Source organism: Paenibacillus sp. FSL M7-0656 (assembly GCF_038003225.1).
GTDB classification, from domain to species: Bacteria; Bacillota; Bacilli; order Paenibacillales; family Paenibacillaceae; genus Paenibacillus; species Paenibacillus amylolyticus.
Genome location: NZ_JBBOOT010000001.1, coordinates 3,064,336 through 3,079,335, shown reverse-complemented (window position 1 = coordinate 3,079,335; position 15,000 = coordinate 3,064,336). Strand labels below are relative to the sequence as shown.

Below are 15,000 nucleotides of genomic sequence, written 5' to 3'. Positions count from 1 at the left end.
ACATGCAAATTCTTAATAAAAACTGTGAAGCCGAGGCTGGCTATGCAGGTTTTTGTTGCTATTTGAAAGGTGAAAAATCGAAATTTTATCTGTACAAAGCATTGACTGTCCACCACCCTGAATCTCATAACCCAACTGCACTTCATGATCTGTATAGGTTGCATTATGCATTGTGATGGTAAGCTCATCTACTGTTTTGGTTTGAAATGGGATGTTTGAATCGGGAAGTGCGGATTCTTCTTTATTAGTTACAGAAAAATAAAGCACAAGTTGAAGTATCAATATGATAAGAGCAATAATGATAGCGATGATGATATTCCTTTTGTTCAATGTGCATCTTCCTTTCAGCGAATAGATTTTTAATGAAGTGAATTTAATAGTTAATAACCAATTATATCATATTTTGGGTGGTTATATAAATGAAGAGGCTTTGGGTGTTATGTATTTTGATACTTTTAGTGACAGGGTGTGGTCAGAACAATAGAGAAAAAGCCATTGATTATCTAACGCAAAATCAAAGAAATGATGCATCACTCATTGTATTTACCGACCGACCTTCGGAGCGACCATTTACTGTTGAGTTACAGACGCAATTAAATGAAGTGAATAACGAGAATTTGAGGGCAAAAGGCCCAATAACTAACGTAACCTTTTATAATGTCCGTGATGAGAATAAGTTTAATTATGAGAAGATTTTTGGTCTGAAATCATATCCGTACATGATCCTATTCGAGAAAGGCCAGATTACATTGGAGACGCAGGAACCGGAAGAGATCGTTCAGCATTTTAAGAAGAGGTAAGAGTCTACTGAAAAACGTGCACGAACACGTAAAATATCTGGCTAATGAATGTTGCCTGGATTGAGAAAGCTCGATTGGTCCAGCAAAAGAAATTGGAACTCGATCGAAACCCGCTGAACTCTATAGATGAAGTTTGCTCCCATGATCGTCTGAGTTAAACATAAAATATGATCTGTGAGGTCCTACTGGGGAGACAATGAAGCCATGCTGGCAAGACAAAGGACAACTATAGCAAGACTCTTGTCTTTTTTATTGGGCTTCCCTCATAGTTATTCGCACACTCTCCGAATGTGTTAAGGACATAGTATAGGGCATATATACTGTGTGCCTTGGCCTAAGGAGATGACCATTTTGAAGTATCTGAACAAGAGGACAGCCACCCTCAACAAATTAAGGCCCAGTCGTTCTACGTCGAAATGCAGAAAAAAACACTTGGGAAAACGAAAGAAATGCCATATTATCCGTAGGTCTTATCGGAGAAAGCGCTGCTCACTGAAGCGTCCAGTAAGATCACAGAAAATGGCCCGTGACAAAAAAGTCATTTCATTACCGAGAGAGATGGGTAGCAACCCGGTATGTTGTGAGCTTACTACCCTGCTTGCTCCGTTGAGACAACATGAATTGGAGACTGTGAATCCCCCTGGAACGCAAGGTGTGGCAGGTGCCCAAGGCCCCGCAGGCCCTCACGGCGGGCCGGGTCAACAAGGGGTTCCCGGAGCGCAGGGTACCGCAGGCCCTCACGGCGGGCCGGGTCAACAAGGGGTTCCCGGAGCGCAAGGCCCCGCAGGCCCTCACGGCGGGCCAGGTCAACAAGGGTTTCCTGGAGCGCAGGGTCCCGCAGGTCCTCAGGGTGAGCCGGGACAACCGGGAATTCCCGGAGCGCAGGGCCCCGCAGGTCCTCAGGGTGAGCCGGGACAACCGGGAATTCCCGGAGCGCAGGGTCTCGCAGGTCCTCAGGGTGAGCCGGGTCAGGCGGGAGCTCCCGGAGTCCAAGGACCAACGGGTCCCCCAGGTGAGCAAGGTCCACCTGGCGTTGTACCCGGAATTGAAATCATTCCTACGGCAAACCGTTACTTCTATTTTCCGGATACCGATCTGGATTTGTCGGCATCGGTTATAATTCCTGCCACAGAATTCACGAATGACGATGGCGGCAGCATAACCGAATTTGCCGGGGTTGGACTTACTAGTTTCAACAATCTTTATATAAACGGGATCGTCCAACCAGGAAACTCATACAGTGTAAGTGCGGAGAGGTTGTTTTTTTCGTCACAAAACGGTGTGATCTTTGCAGGGACACCTATCACTATAGAGATAATTATAATAACAGCCAATATCATAAATGGTTAAAATTGGTTGAAGTTGCTGGTTCCTTTGCCTTCACTACTCCCAAACCTACCACATATACTATGTTAGGTAGGAGGTGAGAAACATGCCACTTGTGACACCATTTCAGAACAGTTTAAGATTTGTTGCAACCATTGGTGATGGGACCGGCACTGGGGCAACGTTTGCCATTGCTGCGACTGCTTTTACAAACGACGCTGGTGTAGCTGCAACCGCATTTCCAGGCACCTACAACTACTACAATCTTTATATTAATGGCCTTATGCAAACAGCAGATACATCCTCGGCTACGACGACTACAATTACAATTCCCGGTGGAGATGCATTAAATGATGGGACTCCAATTGTCGTACAATTTGTAGTGTCTTAAAGAAGATTTAATCCTACTGTATCGTTATCTTTTGCGACTTCTATCTGTGATAGAAGTCGTTCTTTTTGTACAAGATACCCAGTCGACTCAACGGCATTCATCCATGCATTAATGTGCAAAAATAGTTACCCAAGGATGTTGCCCAACTACCGGATAACCTCTGAGGAAATGATTCTTCCGTTTGATTCCAATCCTCCTTCTCACTTGTTAAAATTTAGGTACATAAACTACGGTCAGGTTGGCGGGTGATAAGGAAATGCAACGAATCGAGGTACATCCCGATCTATTGGAGAAATCGATCTATATGTTGCAGTCCGATTGGTCTGGTGTGACAGGAGAGCGATTCTTTTGGGATTTTATGCAGGTGAAAGAAGTGTTCCCGACTACACTCGGGCTGTTGGACGAAATCCAGAAAGAGTTTACGTTTATAGCAATGAACTTCAGAACAACAGACGGCTCAGGTGAGGTTGCACTGTACATTCCAGAAGAACTAAAGCGAAATTTCGCTGTAGGGCTGCTTGATAAATCAGTAGGAGAAACAGTAACGGGAATGGGCCAGACGGCAGAAGCTCTCTTCGATAACCCGTTCAGTACATTAAGCAGTGTGGCATATGCCATGACAGTGGGCAAAGTTGTAGACGTTGGGCGAGGTATTCAGTTTGCATGGGATACCGCTTGGGGTACGGGAACGGCGAGGTCTGATATAGAGCAATTTGTAGAAGAGCAGAAGAAACAGATTGATGAGAATGGAGCAGGATATTACGGTGGAGCGATGACGGGGCAGGCTCTGGCGTATGTATTGTTTGGCAAAGCTTTTCGTTCGAAGGACGACATTGGGTCGGGTGGAAATAAGAAGGAGCCCCAAAAGGGAATTGACAGTCCCAGAGATCTAATAAAGCCAAGTGGATCACCTAATCCAGAAGCCTTACCAAGTGGAGCGAGAACAAAAATTCCGAATAATGCGGATAAGGCGACTAAACAATCTTTAGAACTAGAAAATGATGCTGCTGATCAATTGGCGAGAAGTGGATATCGGATTGAACAGAACCCTAAAGTTTTAGATAGTGATGGAATTGATTCCAAAAGAGATCCCGATTTTAGAATTGAAGGGCGTATATTTGACTGTTATGCACCCACTGAAAATAAAGGTATTAGAGGTATTTGGAGTGAGGTTCAAGAAAAGGTTGTTATTAAACAACAAACCAAGAATGTGGTGATTAATTTAACAAAGTGGTCTGGAGATGATTCTGTGTTGCTTAAGCAATTTAAAGAATGGGAAATCCAAGGTTTAGAAGAAGTTATCGCAATCAAAAAGGACGGTAAGATCATATCGGTATTCCCTTAAAGTAGAGGAGAGAAGTTTATGGAATATTCACTTAAATTGAATGGAAAACAAGATCCGTTATGGTTGAAAAGATTAATTGAAAGTAAGAATTTTGAAGTGAATTATATGAACCGACAACACAATGCATTGTTCATTCATGAGTTTGATCTAAGCGGTGGTTTGAAAATAACTGTTTATGATAATAATTTCCCGGCTGATCATCCAGCAGCTTCTTATGAAACTATGTTTCAAGAAGCGGATTTTATTTATCAACAAACAATATCTTTTGAATTGGAGAATAATCAACAATATGAATTATGGTATAAAACAATGTACGAAATTTCTTTTTCTGTTATCGGATCACTCAAAGTAGATGGAGTATTCTATCACACATCTGGAGAAGAGATATTTTTCTTTAAAAACGGAAAGTATACGTTCAACGTAACATATCTTGAATTCCTCCAAACGCATTATGGAGAACTTCTCGAAAATATTGAGTATTCAGTTTTTATGAAATCTCTCAACTGAATTACAGATAAATAATGCATAAAAGCAATTCTACCAGACAAACGTAGAGGTTCATTTTTATGGAATGAGGATACTAGCAAGTACTACGAATATGAGATTAATTGCTGAATGTTGGGGTGAAACAGAATGTTATTGGAAAATGCAGTATCCAAATTAAATAGTATAAATTGGGGTTCAGTAGGTACTGGTGTCTCTGAGAAGGATACTAACCTCGGCTATGAATTTCTCAGAAGAATGGCTCAGTTTTATAAAGCGGAGCAGCTGAAGCCTATGCCACCTGCATTTACAAATGTGGCGAAACTGCTAGGAGATCAAGAAGAGGAATTAGATATTTCAGCTTATTGTAGTTCAGAGGCTGTTGCTTATTTGAATCAAAACTCATATGTGAAAAGAATATTTGAATACTATTTACAGTTGGCGAAGTACGCAGAGAATAACACGGGCATTAGTCAATATCTAGACATTTATGAACCGTTAATTAAACTTTTTGAAAGGGGCGGCTCTTTTACCATCAAACCACTCTCTCTAGAAATTATACAAGTCTCACATTTCCCACTAAACAATTGGTATGAAAAATTTGTGGAGAAAGATCCGATTGATATTAATAATCTGTAGATCATATTTAATGTAATTGTATTCATACAAACAGCACTCCTACCAAATTATAGTAGAGGTTTGTATGTAATAGTAGGAGGAGATTAAATGGCAACTGACTGCTCCTTGAAATGTGAAGAAGTTGTGTTGACAAAAGAAACTCTGATTGAGAAATTAACTAAGATCAATATTATTTGTGATGAAGTAATACAATTAGACAAAGGATTAAAAATTGAGGAAACAGTAAATAAAGTTGGATTTTCAATTGCTTTAATTGATACTTCAGCTAGTCCATTTGGTTACGATTCAGAGTTTCTTGCCAATGATTTTAAATATAATCAGAGTTTAAATTTCCGAATAGATAATGACTGGGATAGTATAGAGGCAATTATCCGCATTCTTGTACTTGTCTTTGAAATAATCGATTCGACGGAAAGTAACCTTTTGTTTCTTCTTAATGATAATGAATGTGTTTATAGAATTGATGGGATTCTAAGAATTAATAACGAAGACGGTTTTTGGGATCGAGTAGAGTACAGAAGGTTTATTGAAACCAGAGAATATAAAGATATGTAGAAGATTTTTAGTGAGATCAATTCAACAGGATTCTACTCATCGAATAGAGGAGGATCAGTACATGGATTACGAATTATTTCTACGATCTAATTTAGATCTTAATTCTTTAGGGAAGCTGTTAGAAAGATATACCATTGAATTTGTTAACGGATCAGTTTCATTTAATAGTAACGATGAAGAAATAGTAATTGGATCTAATTTTTTCTCTTTGACTCTTGAAATTGAAGATATTTCTGACATAGCTTTTGTTAGAAATCATTACAACTTAGATGTTAATGTGTGCATTAGGGTTCAGTTATTTGATAATACATTTTATGAAGGACTTGAGCATTTATTTAAAATCATAGGAAACCTTATAGGAAATACTAGTGGTAATCTTTTATTCCTAGAAGATGGTTCTACTCAACTACTTAGAATGGAGAATGGTCTGTTGGCGGTTAATAATCGGTTGGATGAATATCAAACTAAATACCTAACTCCAAGCCTTCTTCTTTTACTTGACCGTCCTTATATTGAAAAGGAGTTATCAAGTTAAAAAAAGCAGCAGGTAATGAAATAATGATACTACTCAAAGGCACTTCTACCAGGCAAACGTAGAGGTGCTTCTTACTATTAAAAACTTAGGAGAACAAATTGCTATGATATCAATGAAACGATTTGTAATGATTGGATGCTGCATTGGCCTAGCATTATTGCTTGTTCTAACCTATAGCTTTTATAAAGAAAAAAGAATGTATGAACAGTATCTAACGATGAATGTACGACAAGATATGGTTGATACGAAAAGTGCGATTATAGATAATGATATTTTATTCGACCAAATACTTAAGAATGAGAAAATAACAAACGAGATGGTGGAGGATGGAGAACAAGCCAGCCAGCTCTATTACAACTTTACAAATATGACGCAGATTATAGATAAGTATAACTTGATGAATCTAAATTTCAGTGAAGAAGCTAACTGGCTGGTAAAACCCGCATCTTTTTTCACAAACAATCTAGGTCAAGATGATGTAATGCCACCTACACTTTACCGCATGCGAAAGACGTTCGAGAGACTGGACTTAACCAGTTATCCTGTAACAGCTGAACTTAAAGCCAGGATCGAGGAGTATCGGCAGTTAAATCATCGATGGCTCAACATTGTTGGGGATTTTGAATCCAAGGAAACTAACGAGAAGGATTGGCCCCAAATCTTGAATGATTTGGAGCTAGAGACCCGAAATTATTTTCAAGAGATTAATGTGGATTTTGTTGGTGATGACGTTTGGAGAGAGGCTTTGAATCCAAGGTACGAATGATGAAATATCCGCATAGCTGACCGGATCAAATGGGTGGAAGTCAGTTAATTGTTTCATCGGCTTTATACGCCGGCAAAACAGTCATTTTGCCTAAATACAAAGTGCACTAACACGCAAAATATCTGGCTAGTGAATGTTTCCTGCCTACTGCATCTTTAACGAGGAAATGATCCTTCCGTTTGATTCCAATCCTCACTCTCACTTGTTAAAATTTAGGTACATAAACTATGGTCAGGTTGGCGGTGAAGATAGGATGCAACGTATTCAGGTACATCCCGATGTGTTGGACGAGAAAGCTCGATTGGTCCAGCAGAAGAAACAGGAACTGGAGCGAATGGTCTGGGAACTAGAGAAATCCATCTATATGTTGCAATCCGATTGGTCGGGTGTGACCGGAGAGCGTTTCTTCTGGGATTTTATGCAGGCAAAAGAAGTGTTCCCGACTACACTCGGGCTGTTGGACGAAATCCAGAAAGAGTTTACGTTTATCGCAAAGAACTTCAGAACAACGGATGGCTCAGGCGAGGTGGCATTGTACATCCCAGAGGAGCTGAAGCGCAATTTCGCTGTAGGGCTGCTTGATAAATCAGTAGGGGAAACAATAACGGGAATGGGCCAGACGGCAGAAGCTTTCTTCGATAAGCCGTTCAGTACATTAAGCAGTGTGGCATATGCCATGACAGTGGGCAAAGTTGTAGACGTTGGGCGAGGTATTCAGTTTGCATGGGATACCGCTTGGGGTACGGGAACGGCGAGGTCTGATATAGAGCAATTTGTGGATGAGCAGAAGAAACAGATTGATGAGAGTGGAGCAGGATATTACGGTGGAGCGATGACAGGTCAGGCTCTAGCATATGTATTGTTTGGCAAAGCATTTCGTTCGATGGATGATAAGCATACCGATCTGGGTGGGTCGGGTGGAGGAAAGCCGGGGCATGGGGAAGGAAATAAAAGGACGGGTAGAACTCATTATTTAGAATCTGTTAATAAGTTTGAGGATCAAATTCGAAATAAACCCTTGGAACACGGGCAATTTTTTGATAAGAATGGTAATTTAATAGGAGAAACGGTTGTTGGTACTGAAAAGTCTATAAATATAAGTAACCATAAAGATGTAGCTAAAGATACGGTATTTACTCATAACCATCCAACTAACGGGCCTTTCAGTCTTGAGGATATAGCCACTGCAATAGATTTTAATATGGCTGAGATAAGAGCTGTTTCTCCAAATGGTACTAATTTGAGTATGAAACGAGGGGCAGAAGGTTGGAAAGAAAATGCAGAAGACATAGGAATTATATTCGCTAATATTCAAAAAGAGCTAAGAAGTGATCTAAAAGCACAAGAATATTTCAAAACTGGTAATAAAGATGCAGTGTGGGATATGCTATTTGACAGAGTTGCCAAAAAAATAGGTGGGGAATATACAAAACATTAAAAGGTAGGTTAAACAATGAATAAAGAATTTCTTTACACTAAGCCCTATGTTCCCGGGATAATAGACGATACACCAGTGGATCTCGAATCGTGGTTTCTAGATGATTCAAGAGAGAGGATGGAAGAGAAATTAAGAAATATTTCTCTGAATGACCTAATCATTGAGTTAATTAATATATTTAAAGACGGAGATCCGAATTATCAAGTTCTCTTAGGGTTATTAGGAGAAAAAGTGGTTAAGGAGGATAGAGAAGACAAGATTGTTTATTGTCTAGGTGATATTTTGCGTGCTGACGACGATATAAAGAGAATCGAGATTGAAATTGATGATAAGGGTCTGAATATAAAGAAAATGAACATTTTTGTTATTCCAGCCGCGCTTTTGGTACTTCAAAAGGAGATAACTAGCCTTTGTGCTGATATTCAAACTCAAAAAACAAGCGATTATTTATCAATCTTTATTAAAGATAAGATGGTAACCGTATTTTCAAACTAAGAGAGAAGACTGTCATACTAACTTATAATTCTAAGTGATACAGTGAAAAGATGATATGAGTTGCGCACATCTATACACGATTTAAAGTCACATCATTAAGCACTTCTACCAGACCACAAGTAGAGGTGCTTTTTCTATGAAATCAAACAATTAATGAAATCTTCCACAGATTGGTCGATAATATAGAAGAAGCAACTTTCAGCTACATATACATAGAGAACTATCCACAACCTTCCTAACTCTCGCGAGGTACATTCATGAAACAAGGCATATATGAACAGCTTATCAACACAATCACCAAGCATGAGATTTCGGCGCTGGACCCGGATGTGTACAACATCGGGACCGAGAAGCTAGATGCAGAGGAAGCTCGCAAGCTACTGTCCACTTTTGGCGGCGGTGACCCGGCGAGCGCTCAAGATTGTACGGGAACAGACAGAAGATAAGACAGCAGTGTTGGCACAGATCCGAACGTGTAATGAGATTATTGCTACCCTGAAAGGCACACTGGGGGAAGAAGAGTACAACGAATTGCAACTGGATGAGCAGGGGGAAGTGTTGACCCTTGTGTATTCCAAGCTGAACAGCATTCGTGCGGTCCGGGATACCAAAATCGTTCGTCCAGATACGCCGATCTCCCAAAGCTCTTTGTTCACAGGTGCCAAGTCCGAGCCGAGTATGTTATTGGAGTTGCAAAAGGAGATCGTGACCGCCGATCGGATCGATTGGCTGGTGTCATTTATCAAATTCAGCGGGCTTCGCCTGCTTCTGGAACAGCTTCAACAGTTCACGACTGGCGGAGGCAAGATGCGGATCATCACGACGACTTATATGGAAGCAACCGACCTCAAGGCCATTACTGAACTTAGCAAATTGCCTAACACGGAAATCCAGATTTCCTATGATACCAAAGTGACTCGGCTGCACGCCAAAACGTATATTTTCCACCGCGATACCGGGTTCACAACAGCCTATGTCGGCTCCTCTAACCTATCCAACCCAGCGCTGACCAGTGGTATGGAGTGGAACCTCAAGGTGACGGAGAAAGATTCACTCGATGTGCTGCGCAAGATTGAAGCGACCTTCGAGAGTTACTGGAATGACCGTGAATTCACGCGATATGTAGCTGAGGATGAAGGGCATGAGGCACAGTTGAAGGCGGCTCTGAATCGTAAAAAAGATCAGTCCAACCACTTTCACCTCGACATCCAGCCTTACGATTACCAAAAAGAAGTGCTGGAACAGCTGAACGCCGAGCGTACGTTGTATGGACGAACCCGCAACCTGATCGTCGCCGCCACAGGCGTTGGCAAAACGGTCATCTCTGCCTTCGACTACAAGCGATTCCGGGCAAGCCATACGGGAGCAAAGCTGCTTTTTGTTGCCCATCGGGAAGAAATCTTGAAGCAAAGTCGGGACACGTTCCGGTATATCCTGAAGGATATGAACTTTGGTGAGCTGCATGTCGGGAATTACCGAGCAGAGGCGCTGGATCACTTGTTTGTTAGTATTCAGAGTCTTAACTCCATGAAGCTGACGGAGATCACTAGCCCAGACTATTACGATTACATCATTGTGGATGAATTCCATCATGCGGCTGCACCTTCATACCAGAAGCTGTTGTCCCATTACGAACCGAAGATTTTGCTGGGACTCACCGCGACGCCTGAACGGATGGATGGCAAAGACATTACCGCCTACTTCGATCATACGATTGCCGCCGAGATCCGTCTAACCGATGCAATTGACCGCAAGCTCCTGAGCCCTTTTCAATATTTTGGCGTCACCGATTCGGTCGATCTATCTCAGGTGAAGTGGTCGCGTAAAGGCTACGATCTGAACGAACTGGAGAAGCTCTACACTCATAACAAAATCCGTGCCAACCAGATCATCCAAAGTCTGAACAAATACGTAACCGATCTGGATGATGTGAAGGGGCTTGGTTTCTGCGTAGGGGTGGATCATGCGCTGTATATGGCCAAAATATTTAACGAAGCCGGCATTCTATCCATGGCCCTTCATGGCGGGTCGAACGAACAGGAGCGTCATTCTGCGAAGGGACAACTGGTGAACGGGGAACTGCGCATGATCTTTGTCATGGATCTGTATAATGAGGGCGTGGATATCCCTGAGGTGAACACCATCCTGTTCCTGCGTCCTACCGAGAGTCTGACCGTATTCCTGCAACAGTTGGGACGTGGACTACGGATGGCAGATGGCAAAGAGTGCCTGACCGTGCTCGACTTCATCGGACAAGCACATCAGGAGTACAGGTTCCAGGATAAATTCCGTGCTCTGATCGGCGCCACCAAACATTCCATCTCGTACTACGTCGAGAACGGCTTCTCGAACCTGCCTCGCGGCACGTTCATTCAATTGGAAAAGCAAGCGAAAGAATACATTATGCGCAATCTCAAGCAAATGAGTCGCAATCGCAGAGCGCTGATCCAGAAGCTGCAAACGTTTCAGCAAGACACCGGACTGCCGCTGACCTTGGCTCATTTTGTAGAGCATTACGGGATGACACTGGTTGAATTGTATGGTGGACGTACGGGCAAAAGGTATTTCCGTGGCATGTTGGCCGAAGCCGGATTAACAGCACCTATTGAAGATGAACACGAGGAGTATATTCGCAGATTGCCATCTGTGTTGACGATCAACTCCCGAAGCTGGCTGACGTTCCTGATTGACTATATTGAAAAAGGTAAAGAAACCGCGACCGCCGATGAACGGCGCATGTTGATTATGTTCTATTACACCTTCCATCGAGCTGCGCCCGAGAAGCTAGGACTGAGCAGCATCGAAGAGGGTGTGCAGCGTGTGCTGTCTTGTGAAGCATTCCGAGTAGAACTTGTGGATATTTTTAAATATAATCTGGCTCATCTGCGATTTGTGGATAAAAGTAATTCGTTCCCGTACACTTGTCCACTGGATATCCACTGTATGTACTCGATCGACCAAGTGCTTGCCGCCTTTGGCTACTGGAACGCTGAGCAATCACCCGCCTTCCGTGAAGGCGTGAAGTATTTTGCCAATGAGCAGACTGATATTTTCTTCATTACGTTGAACAAATCGGACAAAGACTTCTCACCCTCCACGCTGTATGAGGACTATGCAATTAATGAGCGTCTCTTCCATTGGCAGACTCAGAGCCGGGTGTCGGAGCATACGGCTACCGCGCGGCGTTATATTCAGCATCGTGAGACAGGTAATCGGATCGTGCTGTTCGTGCGGGAGTATAAGGAGGAGCATGGCTATACATCTCCATTTGTCTTCCTGGGTGAAGCAGATTATGTGAGTCATGAAGGTAACGATCCGATGAGCTTCGTGTGGCGGTTAAGGGAAGAGATGCCTGCGAAGATGGTGGCGGTGGCGAATAAGTGTATTGTGTGAGTTATATGTAATAACAAAAGACACAACAGAAACTCCTCAAATCCAGAGAGAGTGTGTTGTGTCTTTCAAAAGAGAGTTAGATAAAAGCCGTTATTATTATTTGAATTGAGGCCCTTCATACCCATTGTTATCTGATCCAGAGGGCCCAGCATGTATGCCTTCTTCAATTGTCGCTGGAACCTTGTCTTTACTAGTAGCTGATTCTTGACTTTCTGGTTTGTTTTTTGTCCAAACTTCATCGCCTAGAGCAGGAGACTGCCACCAATAAAAATCACGGTACACTAGATCTGTTGTCAAATATAATAACGTTGAATGATTACTTTTATCATTAATGGTCAGTTCATATTGAGAAACTCCAATGCCATCAGAATCATTAAGCGCTGTGATCCATTGCTCAATTTTAGGATCAAGACTGTTTACCTCTGAGATTTCCGTTGTAAGCACAATCGAGGCGAACTTTCCACCTAGCTCGTTATCCGTAACTTTCGCCGATTTCACAGTTACACCGTTTGCCTTCAGTTCACTATATATAGCGTTCTGGACTGATTCAGAATCGAGCTTACCCACAATCTTAGATGAGAAGTCTGGTATTCGGGTAATATCATTAGAAACACCATTGTATATATTTTGACCATTTTTGCCTGTGATCGTGAGATCAACATTTTGGATTTGTGAGGTTCCATTAACACCACTTCTTACTTCATTTCGGATTTTTCGGATGGCTTTAATATCCTCTATGGTTGCTTCTCCAGAAGTAGAAGTTGATTTTGTTTCCAATTTTAAATTTTTCTCTTGGGTGGTGATTTTAGAAATAACCACTCCTTCCTTAATAAGCTGATCTTGGATTAGTTGGGTAGGACTTTCGGCAGAAATAGAGCTCATGTAAAATGCTCCGCTTAGGACGATAACTGCTGCTGCGACAAGAAACCACTTTTTATTTCTCATTATCATTATCCTCCTTATAAAAGATTAAGTTTAAGGTCCATAGACTCGGAAATTTGCATTATTGGTCTTACTGACCGAATAAGGGCTACCAGCGGTTGGGGCTGTATCATTTACAGTCCAAACTCCACTTGAATTTTTATAAGATACACTTGTAAATCTAAACGGCCCCATCTGTGTATTTGTTGCATGACTTTCTGCGTTAGCTTGAACATTGTTATAGGTACCTAGGTTCCAACTACCCTTATCATAACCAGCAATATATCCGTGCCATTTACTATCGTAGAGTGGATCACATATCATAACAGCAGATTCGGCTTCAGTATTAGTTATCCTGGTGATTGGATAGCAGGAGAGGAATCAGATAATGGGGATGGGAAGCAGCTATATGTGGGCAACCCGGATATTGATATTCGAGTATATGGTAGTCATGTTTTCGAAGGTATAGATGATTCAGTATCAGAATCGATGAAATATCAAAGTTTAAAACTCGATAGCGGGGTAAAGGCAGATATGTGGGTTGGTTATGAGCAGGGGATGGTTTTACTGGAGTTATCCTGGATGTCTGATGATGAAATTGAATACAACTACTACGTTAAAGTATCAAAAGATTTTTTTGATGAAAACGAAAAAACTATACTTCGTATTGCTAAAAGTATGAAAGCCATTTAAAAGGTGAATCGGTTATATTTTTATAAGTTCTAAGGAGAATAAGTGAATGAATGAAATAATATGGCTCGTTATTGGTGTTGTTACATTATCAGTTGTTGCTGGACTATTACAGCCTTCTAAAAAGAAAAAAAGAAAAAAGTCCAACCCACGGAAGAAACAGACTACTAAAAAAACTGTGAGTAGCGGATTTAATCGTGCCTCCTCTACGTGTAGATCAGACGAAGTGATTCTAACTTTACCATTAGATAAAATGACCGGAGCAGAGTTCGAACGTTTACTTACACTCTATTTTAGAGACAATGGTTATACCGTAAAAGAAGTTGGCGTTGGGGGTAAAGATGGAGGAGTAGATTTGGTTATTACGGATAAGCGCGGTGAAAAAACAGCAGTCCAAGCCAAATGTTATGCCGATCATAATAAGGTGCAAGTAATGACTGTTCGTGAGCTGGTAGGTGCGAAAAGGAATCATGACTGTATTTTGTCTCTAATCGTGACCACATCTGATCTTACGGGTCCAGCAAGAAAAGAAGCCGATCAATTCAAAGTGGATTACTGGCACGGTGGTTTAGTAGACAGCAAGCTGCGCAGTTGGGGAAAATGGGTGCCTTCCAGTAAAAAGGTAAAAGTTGAACCGATCAAGAAGGAGCAAGCTTCCTCTAAAGTATTATCTAAAATCAAATGTAGTTGTGGTGCTGTAATGGTTAAACGTAAGAATAAAGCTGGGGCGGAATTTTGGGGATGTAGCAGCTACCCTACTTGTAGAAAAACGAAAGCTATCTGAGTGACCTCAATAAAATGACGTAGAAACAAAGGCAAAGCAGTTTTAAGCTGCCTTGCCTTTGTTATTTTTATGTTCAAGATTACTTTAATATTTCACGTATCACATTTTTGGTTAGTTGAATACTGTCAGGGGAGGCATCTCTTAACATTTCTAAAATCTCCTGTATAACTACTTCTGACTCTGTGAAATGAAAATCCTCGTCTACATAAGCGAAAAGCTGTATTAAGTTTACTTCAAGTGACTCAGCGATCTTTGCCAAGTTCACCAAAGAAACATTCTTTTCTCCACGTTCGATCTGTCCTATGTATGAAAAATGAAATCCACCTTTTTCTCCGAGGGATTCCTGTGAATACCCTCTTTCTTTGCGTAGTGCGCGAATTCTGGCTCCGACCAGCTTCAGAACTTCTCTGTCCTCGTTCATGGTATTCACCTCTCTATG

The 15,000-nt window shown here is 41.6% G+C and carries 16 protein-coding genes and 1 pseudogene; 14 read left to right on the top strand and 3 right to left on the bottom strand.

All coding sequences use genetic code 11. The features are described 5' to 3' along the window. Positions 1-12: 12 nt before the first annotated feature. The gene (locus tag MHI01_RS13695) at positions 13-330 is read right to left on the bottom strand and encodes a hypothetical protein (RefSeq protein WP_340983371.1); all 318 of its coding nucleotides are present in this window, start codon (positions 328-330) and stop codon (positions 13-15) included. Positions 331-419: 89 nt separating this feature from the next. Here MHI01_RS13695 and MHI01_RS13690 point away from each other — a divergent pair, with 89 nt between their 5' ends. From MHI01_RS13690 to MHI01_RS13635, 12 genes and pseudogenes are all read left to right on the top strand, one after another. Further along, entirely contained in the window at positions 420-800 is a 381-nt protein-coding gene (locus MHI01_RS13690) for a hypothetical protein (RefSeq protein ID WP_127550394.1), read from the top strand. A 519-nt stretch (positions 801-1,319) separates the two neighbouring features. Then, positions 1,320-2,150: a DUF4183 domain-containing protein gene (locus MHI01_RS13685; protein ID WP_340983370.1), complete on the top strand. Its 831-nt coding sequence runs from the start codon at positions 1,320-1,322 to the stop codon at positions 2,148-2,150. Positions 2,151-2,232: 82 nt separating this feature from the next. Continuing rightward, entirely contained in the window at positions 2,233-2,517 is a 285-nt protein-coding gene (locus MHI01_RS13680; RefSeq protein WP_036606220.1) for a DUF4183 domain-containing protein, read from the top strand. Positions 2,518-2,773: 256 nt separating this feature from the next. Next, positions 2,774-3,862 carry a CdiA C-terminal domain-containing protein gene (locus MHI01_RS13675; RefSeq protein WP_340983368.1) on the top strand — a complete coding sequence of 363 codons (1,089 nt, stop codon included), beginning with the start codon at positions 2,774-2,776 and terminating at the stop codon, positions 3,860-3,862. A gap of 18 nt (positions 3,863-3,880) precedes the next feature. Further along, positions 3,881-4,369: a hypothetical protein gene (locus MHI01_RS13670; RefSeq protein WP_282319289.1), complete on the top strand. Its 489-nt coding sequence runs from the start codon at positions 3,881-3,883 to the stop codon at positions 4,367-4,369. A gap of 126 nt (positions 4,370-4,495) precedes the next feature. Then, a complete protein-coding gene (locus MHI01_RS13665) occupies positions 4,496-4,984 on the top strand; it encodes a hypothetical protein (RefSeq protein WP_282319288.1) in 489 nt (162 codons plus the stop codon). 87 nt (positions 4,985-5,071) lie between these two features. Then, positions 5,072-5,539 carry a SitI3 family protein gene (locus MHI01_RS13660; protein ID WP_282319287.1) on the top strand — a complete coding sequence of 156 codons (468 nt, stop codon included), beginning with the start codon at positions 5,072-5,074 and terminating at the stop codon, positions 5,537-5,539. Positions 5,540-5,600: 61 nt separating this feature from the next. After that, entirely contained in the window at positions 5,601-6,074 is a 474-nt protein-coding gene (locus MHI01_RS13655; protein WP_127547385.1) for a hypothetical protein, read from the top strand. A gap of 103 nt (positions 6,075-6,177) precedes the next feature. Next, positions 6,178-6,840 (top strand): hypothetical protein, encoded by a 663-nt coding sequence (locus MHI01_RS13650; RefSeq protein ID WP_340983367.1) that lies wholly within the window; start codon positions 6,178-6,180, stop codon positions 6,838-6,840. A gap of 253 nt (positions 6,841-7,093) precedes the next feature. Further along, positions 7,094-8,278 (top strand): WXG100 family type VII secretion target, encoded by a 1,185-nt coding sequence (locus MHI01_RS13645; protein ID WP_218034857.1) that lies wholly within the window; start codon positions 7,094-7,096, stop codon positions 8,276-8,278. A gap of 15 nt (positions 8,279-8,293) precedes the next feature. Next, the gene (locus MHI01_RS13640; RefSeq protein WP_127547379.1) at positions 8,294-8,773 is read left to right on the top strand and encodes a hypothetical protein; all 480 of its coding nucleotides are present in this window, start codon (positions 8,294-8,296) and stop codon (positions 8,771-8,773) included. Between the two features lie 257 nt (positions 8,774-9,030). Then, positions 9,031-12,166, top strand: a pseudogene (locus MHI01_RS13635) (DUF3427 domain-containing protein). 96 nt (positions 12,167-12,262) lie between these two features. On the opposite strand, the gene MHI01_RS13630 reads toward MHI01_RS13635, so the two are convergent. Then, positions 12,263-13,111, bottom strand: coding sequence for a hypothetical protein (locus MHI01_RS13630; RefSeq protein WP_340983366.1), 849 nt, complete (start codon positions 13,109-13,111; stop codon positions 12,263-12,265). Between the two features lie 264 nt (positions 13,112-13,375). Between MHI01_RS13630 and MHI01_RS13625 the strand changes: the two genes are divergently transcribed. Together MHI01_RS13625 and MHI01_RS13620 are read left to right on the top strand one after the other, a co-directional pair. Further along, positions 13,376-13,780: a hypothetical protein gene (locus tag MHI01_RS13625; protein WP_340983365.1), complete on the top strand. Its 405-nt coding sequence runs from the start codon at positions 13,376-13,378 to the stop codon at positions 13,778-13,780. A 46-nt stretch (positions 13,781-13,826) separates the two neighbouring features. Further along, the gene (locus tag MHI01_RS13620; protein WP_076253422.1) at positions 13,827-14,561 is read left to right on the top strand and encodes a restriction endonuclease; all 735 of its coding nucleotides are present in this window, start codon (positions 13,827-13,829) and stop codon (positions 14,559-14,561) included. 79 nt (positions 14,562-14,640) lie between these two features. Here MHI01_RS13620 and MHI01_RS13615 read toward each other — a convergent pair whose 3' ends face one another. Then, positions 14,641-14,982, bottom strand: coding sequence for a helix-turn-helix domain-containing protein (locus MHI01_RS13615; protein WP_076253421.1), 342 nt, complete (start codon positions 14,980-14,982; stop codon positions 14,641-14,643). Between the last annotated feature and the right edge of the window lie 18 nt (positions 14,983-15,000).

Coding starts and splice junctions, on each gene's coding strand:
- MHI01_RS13690 (WP_127550394.1), top strand. CDS start 420: ATGAAGAGGCTTTGGGTGTTATGTATTTTGATACTTTTAGTGACAGGG.
- MHI01_RS13660 (WP_282319287.1), top strand. CDS start 5,072: ATGGCAACTGACTGCTCCTTGAAATGTGAAGAAGTTGTGTTGACAAAA.
- MHI01_RS13665 (WP_282319288.1), top strand. CDS start 4,496: ATGTTATTGGAAAATGCAGTATCCAAATTAAATAGTATAAATTGGGGT.
- MHI01_RS13620 (WP_076253422.1), top strand. CDS start 13,827: ATGAATGAAATAATATGGCTCGTTATTGGTGTTGTTACATTATCAGTT.
- MHI01_RS13645 (WP_218034857.1), top strand. CDS start 7,094: ATGCAACGTATTCAGGTACATCCCGATGTGTTGGACGAGAAAGCTCGA.
- MHI01_RS13685 (WP_340983370.1), top strand. CDS start 1,320: ATGGCCCGTGACAAAAAAGTCATTTCATTACCGAGAGAGATGGGTAGC.
- MHI01_RS13675 (WP_340983368.1), top strand. CDS start 2,774: ATGCAACGAATCGAGGTACATCCCGATCTATTGGAGAAATCGATCTAT.
- MHI01_RS13670 (WP_282319289.1), top strand. CDS start 3,881: ATGGAATATTCACTTAAATTGAATGGAAAACAAGATCCGTTATGGTTG.
- MHI01_RS13615 (WP_076253421.1), bottom strand. CDS start 14,982: ATGAACGAGGACAGAGAAGTTCTGAAGCTGGTCGGAGCCAGAATTCGC.
- MHI01_RS13655 (WP_127547385.1), top strand. CDS start 5,601: ATGGATTACGAATTATTTCTACGATCTAATTTAGATCTTAATTCTTTA.
- MHI01_RS13640 (WP_127547379.1), top strand. CDS start 8,294: ATGAATAAAGAATTTCTTTACACTAAGCCCTATGTTCCCGGGATAATA.
- MHI01_RS13680 (WP_036606220.1), top strand. CDS start 2,233: ATGCCACTTGTGACACCATTTCAGAACAGTTTAAGATTTGTTGCAACC.
- MHI01_RS13650 (WP_340983367.1), top strand. CDS start 6,178: ATGATATCAATGAAACGATTTGTAATGATTGGATGCTGCATTGGCCTA.
- MHI01_RS13630 (WP_340983366.1), bottom strand. CDS start 13,111: ATGAGAAATAAAAAGTGGTTTCTTGTCGCAGCAGCAGTTATCGTCCTA.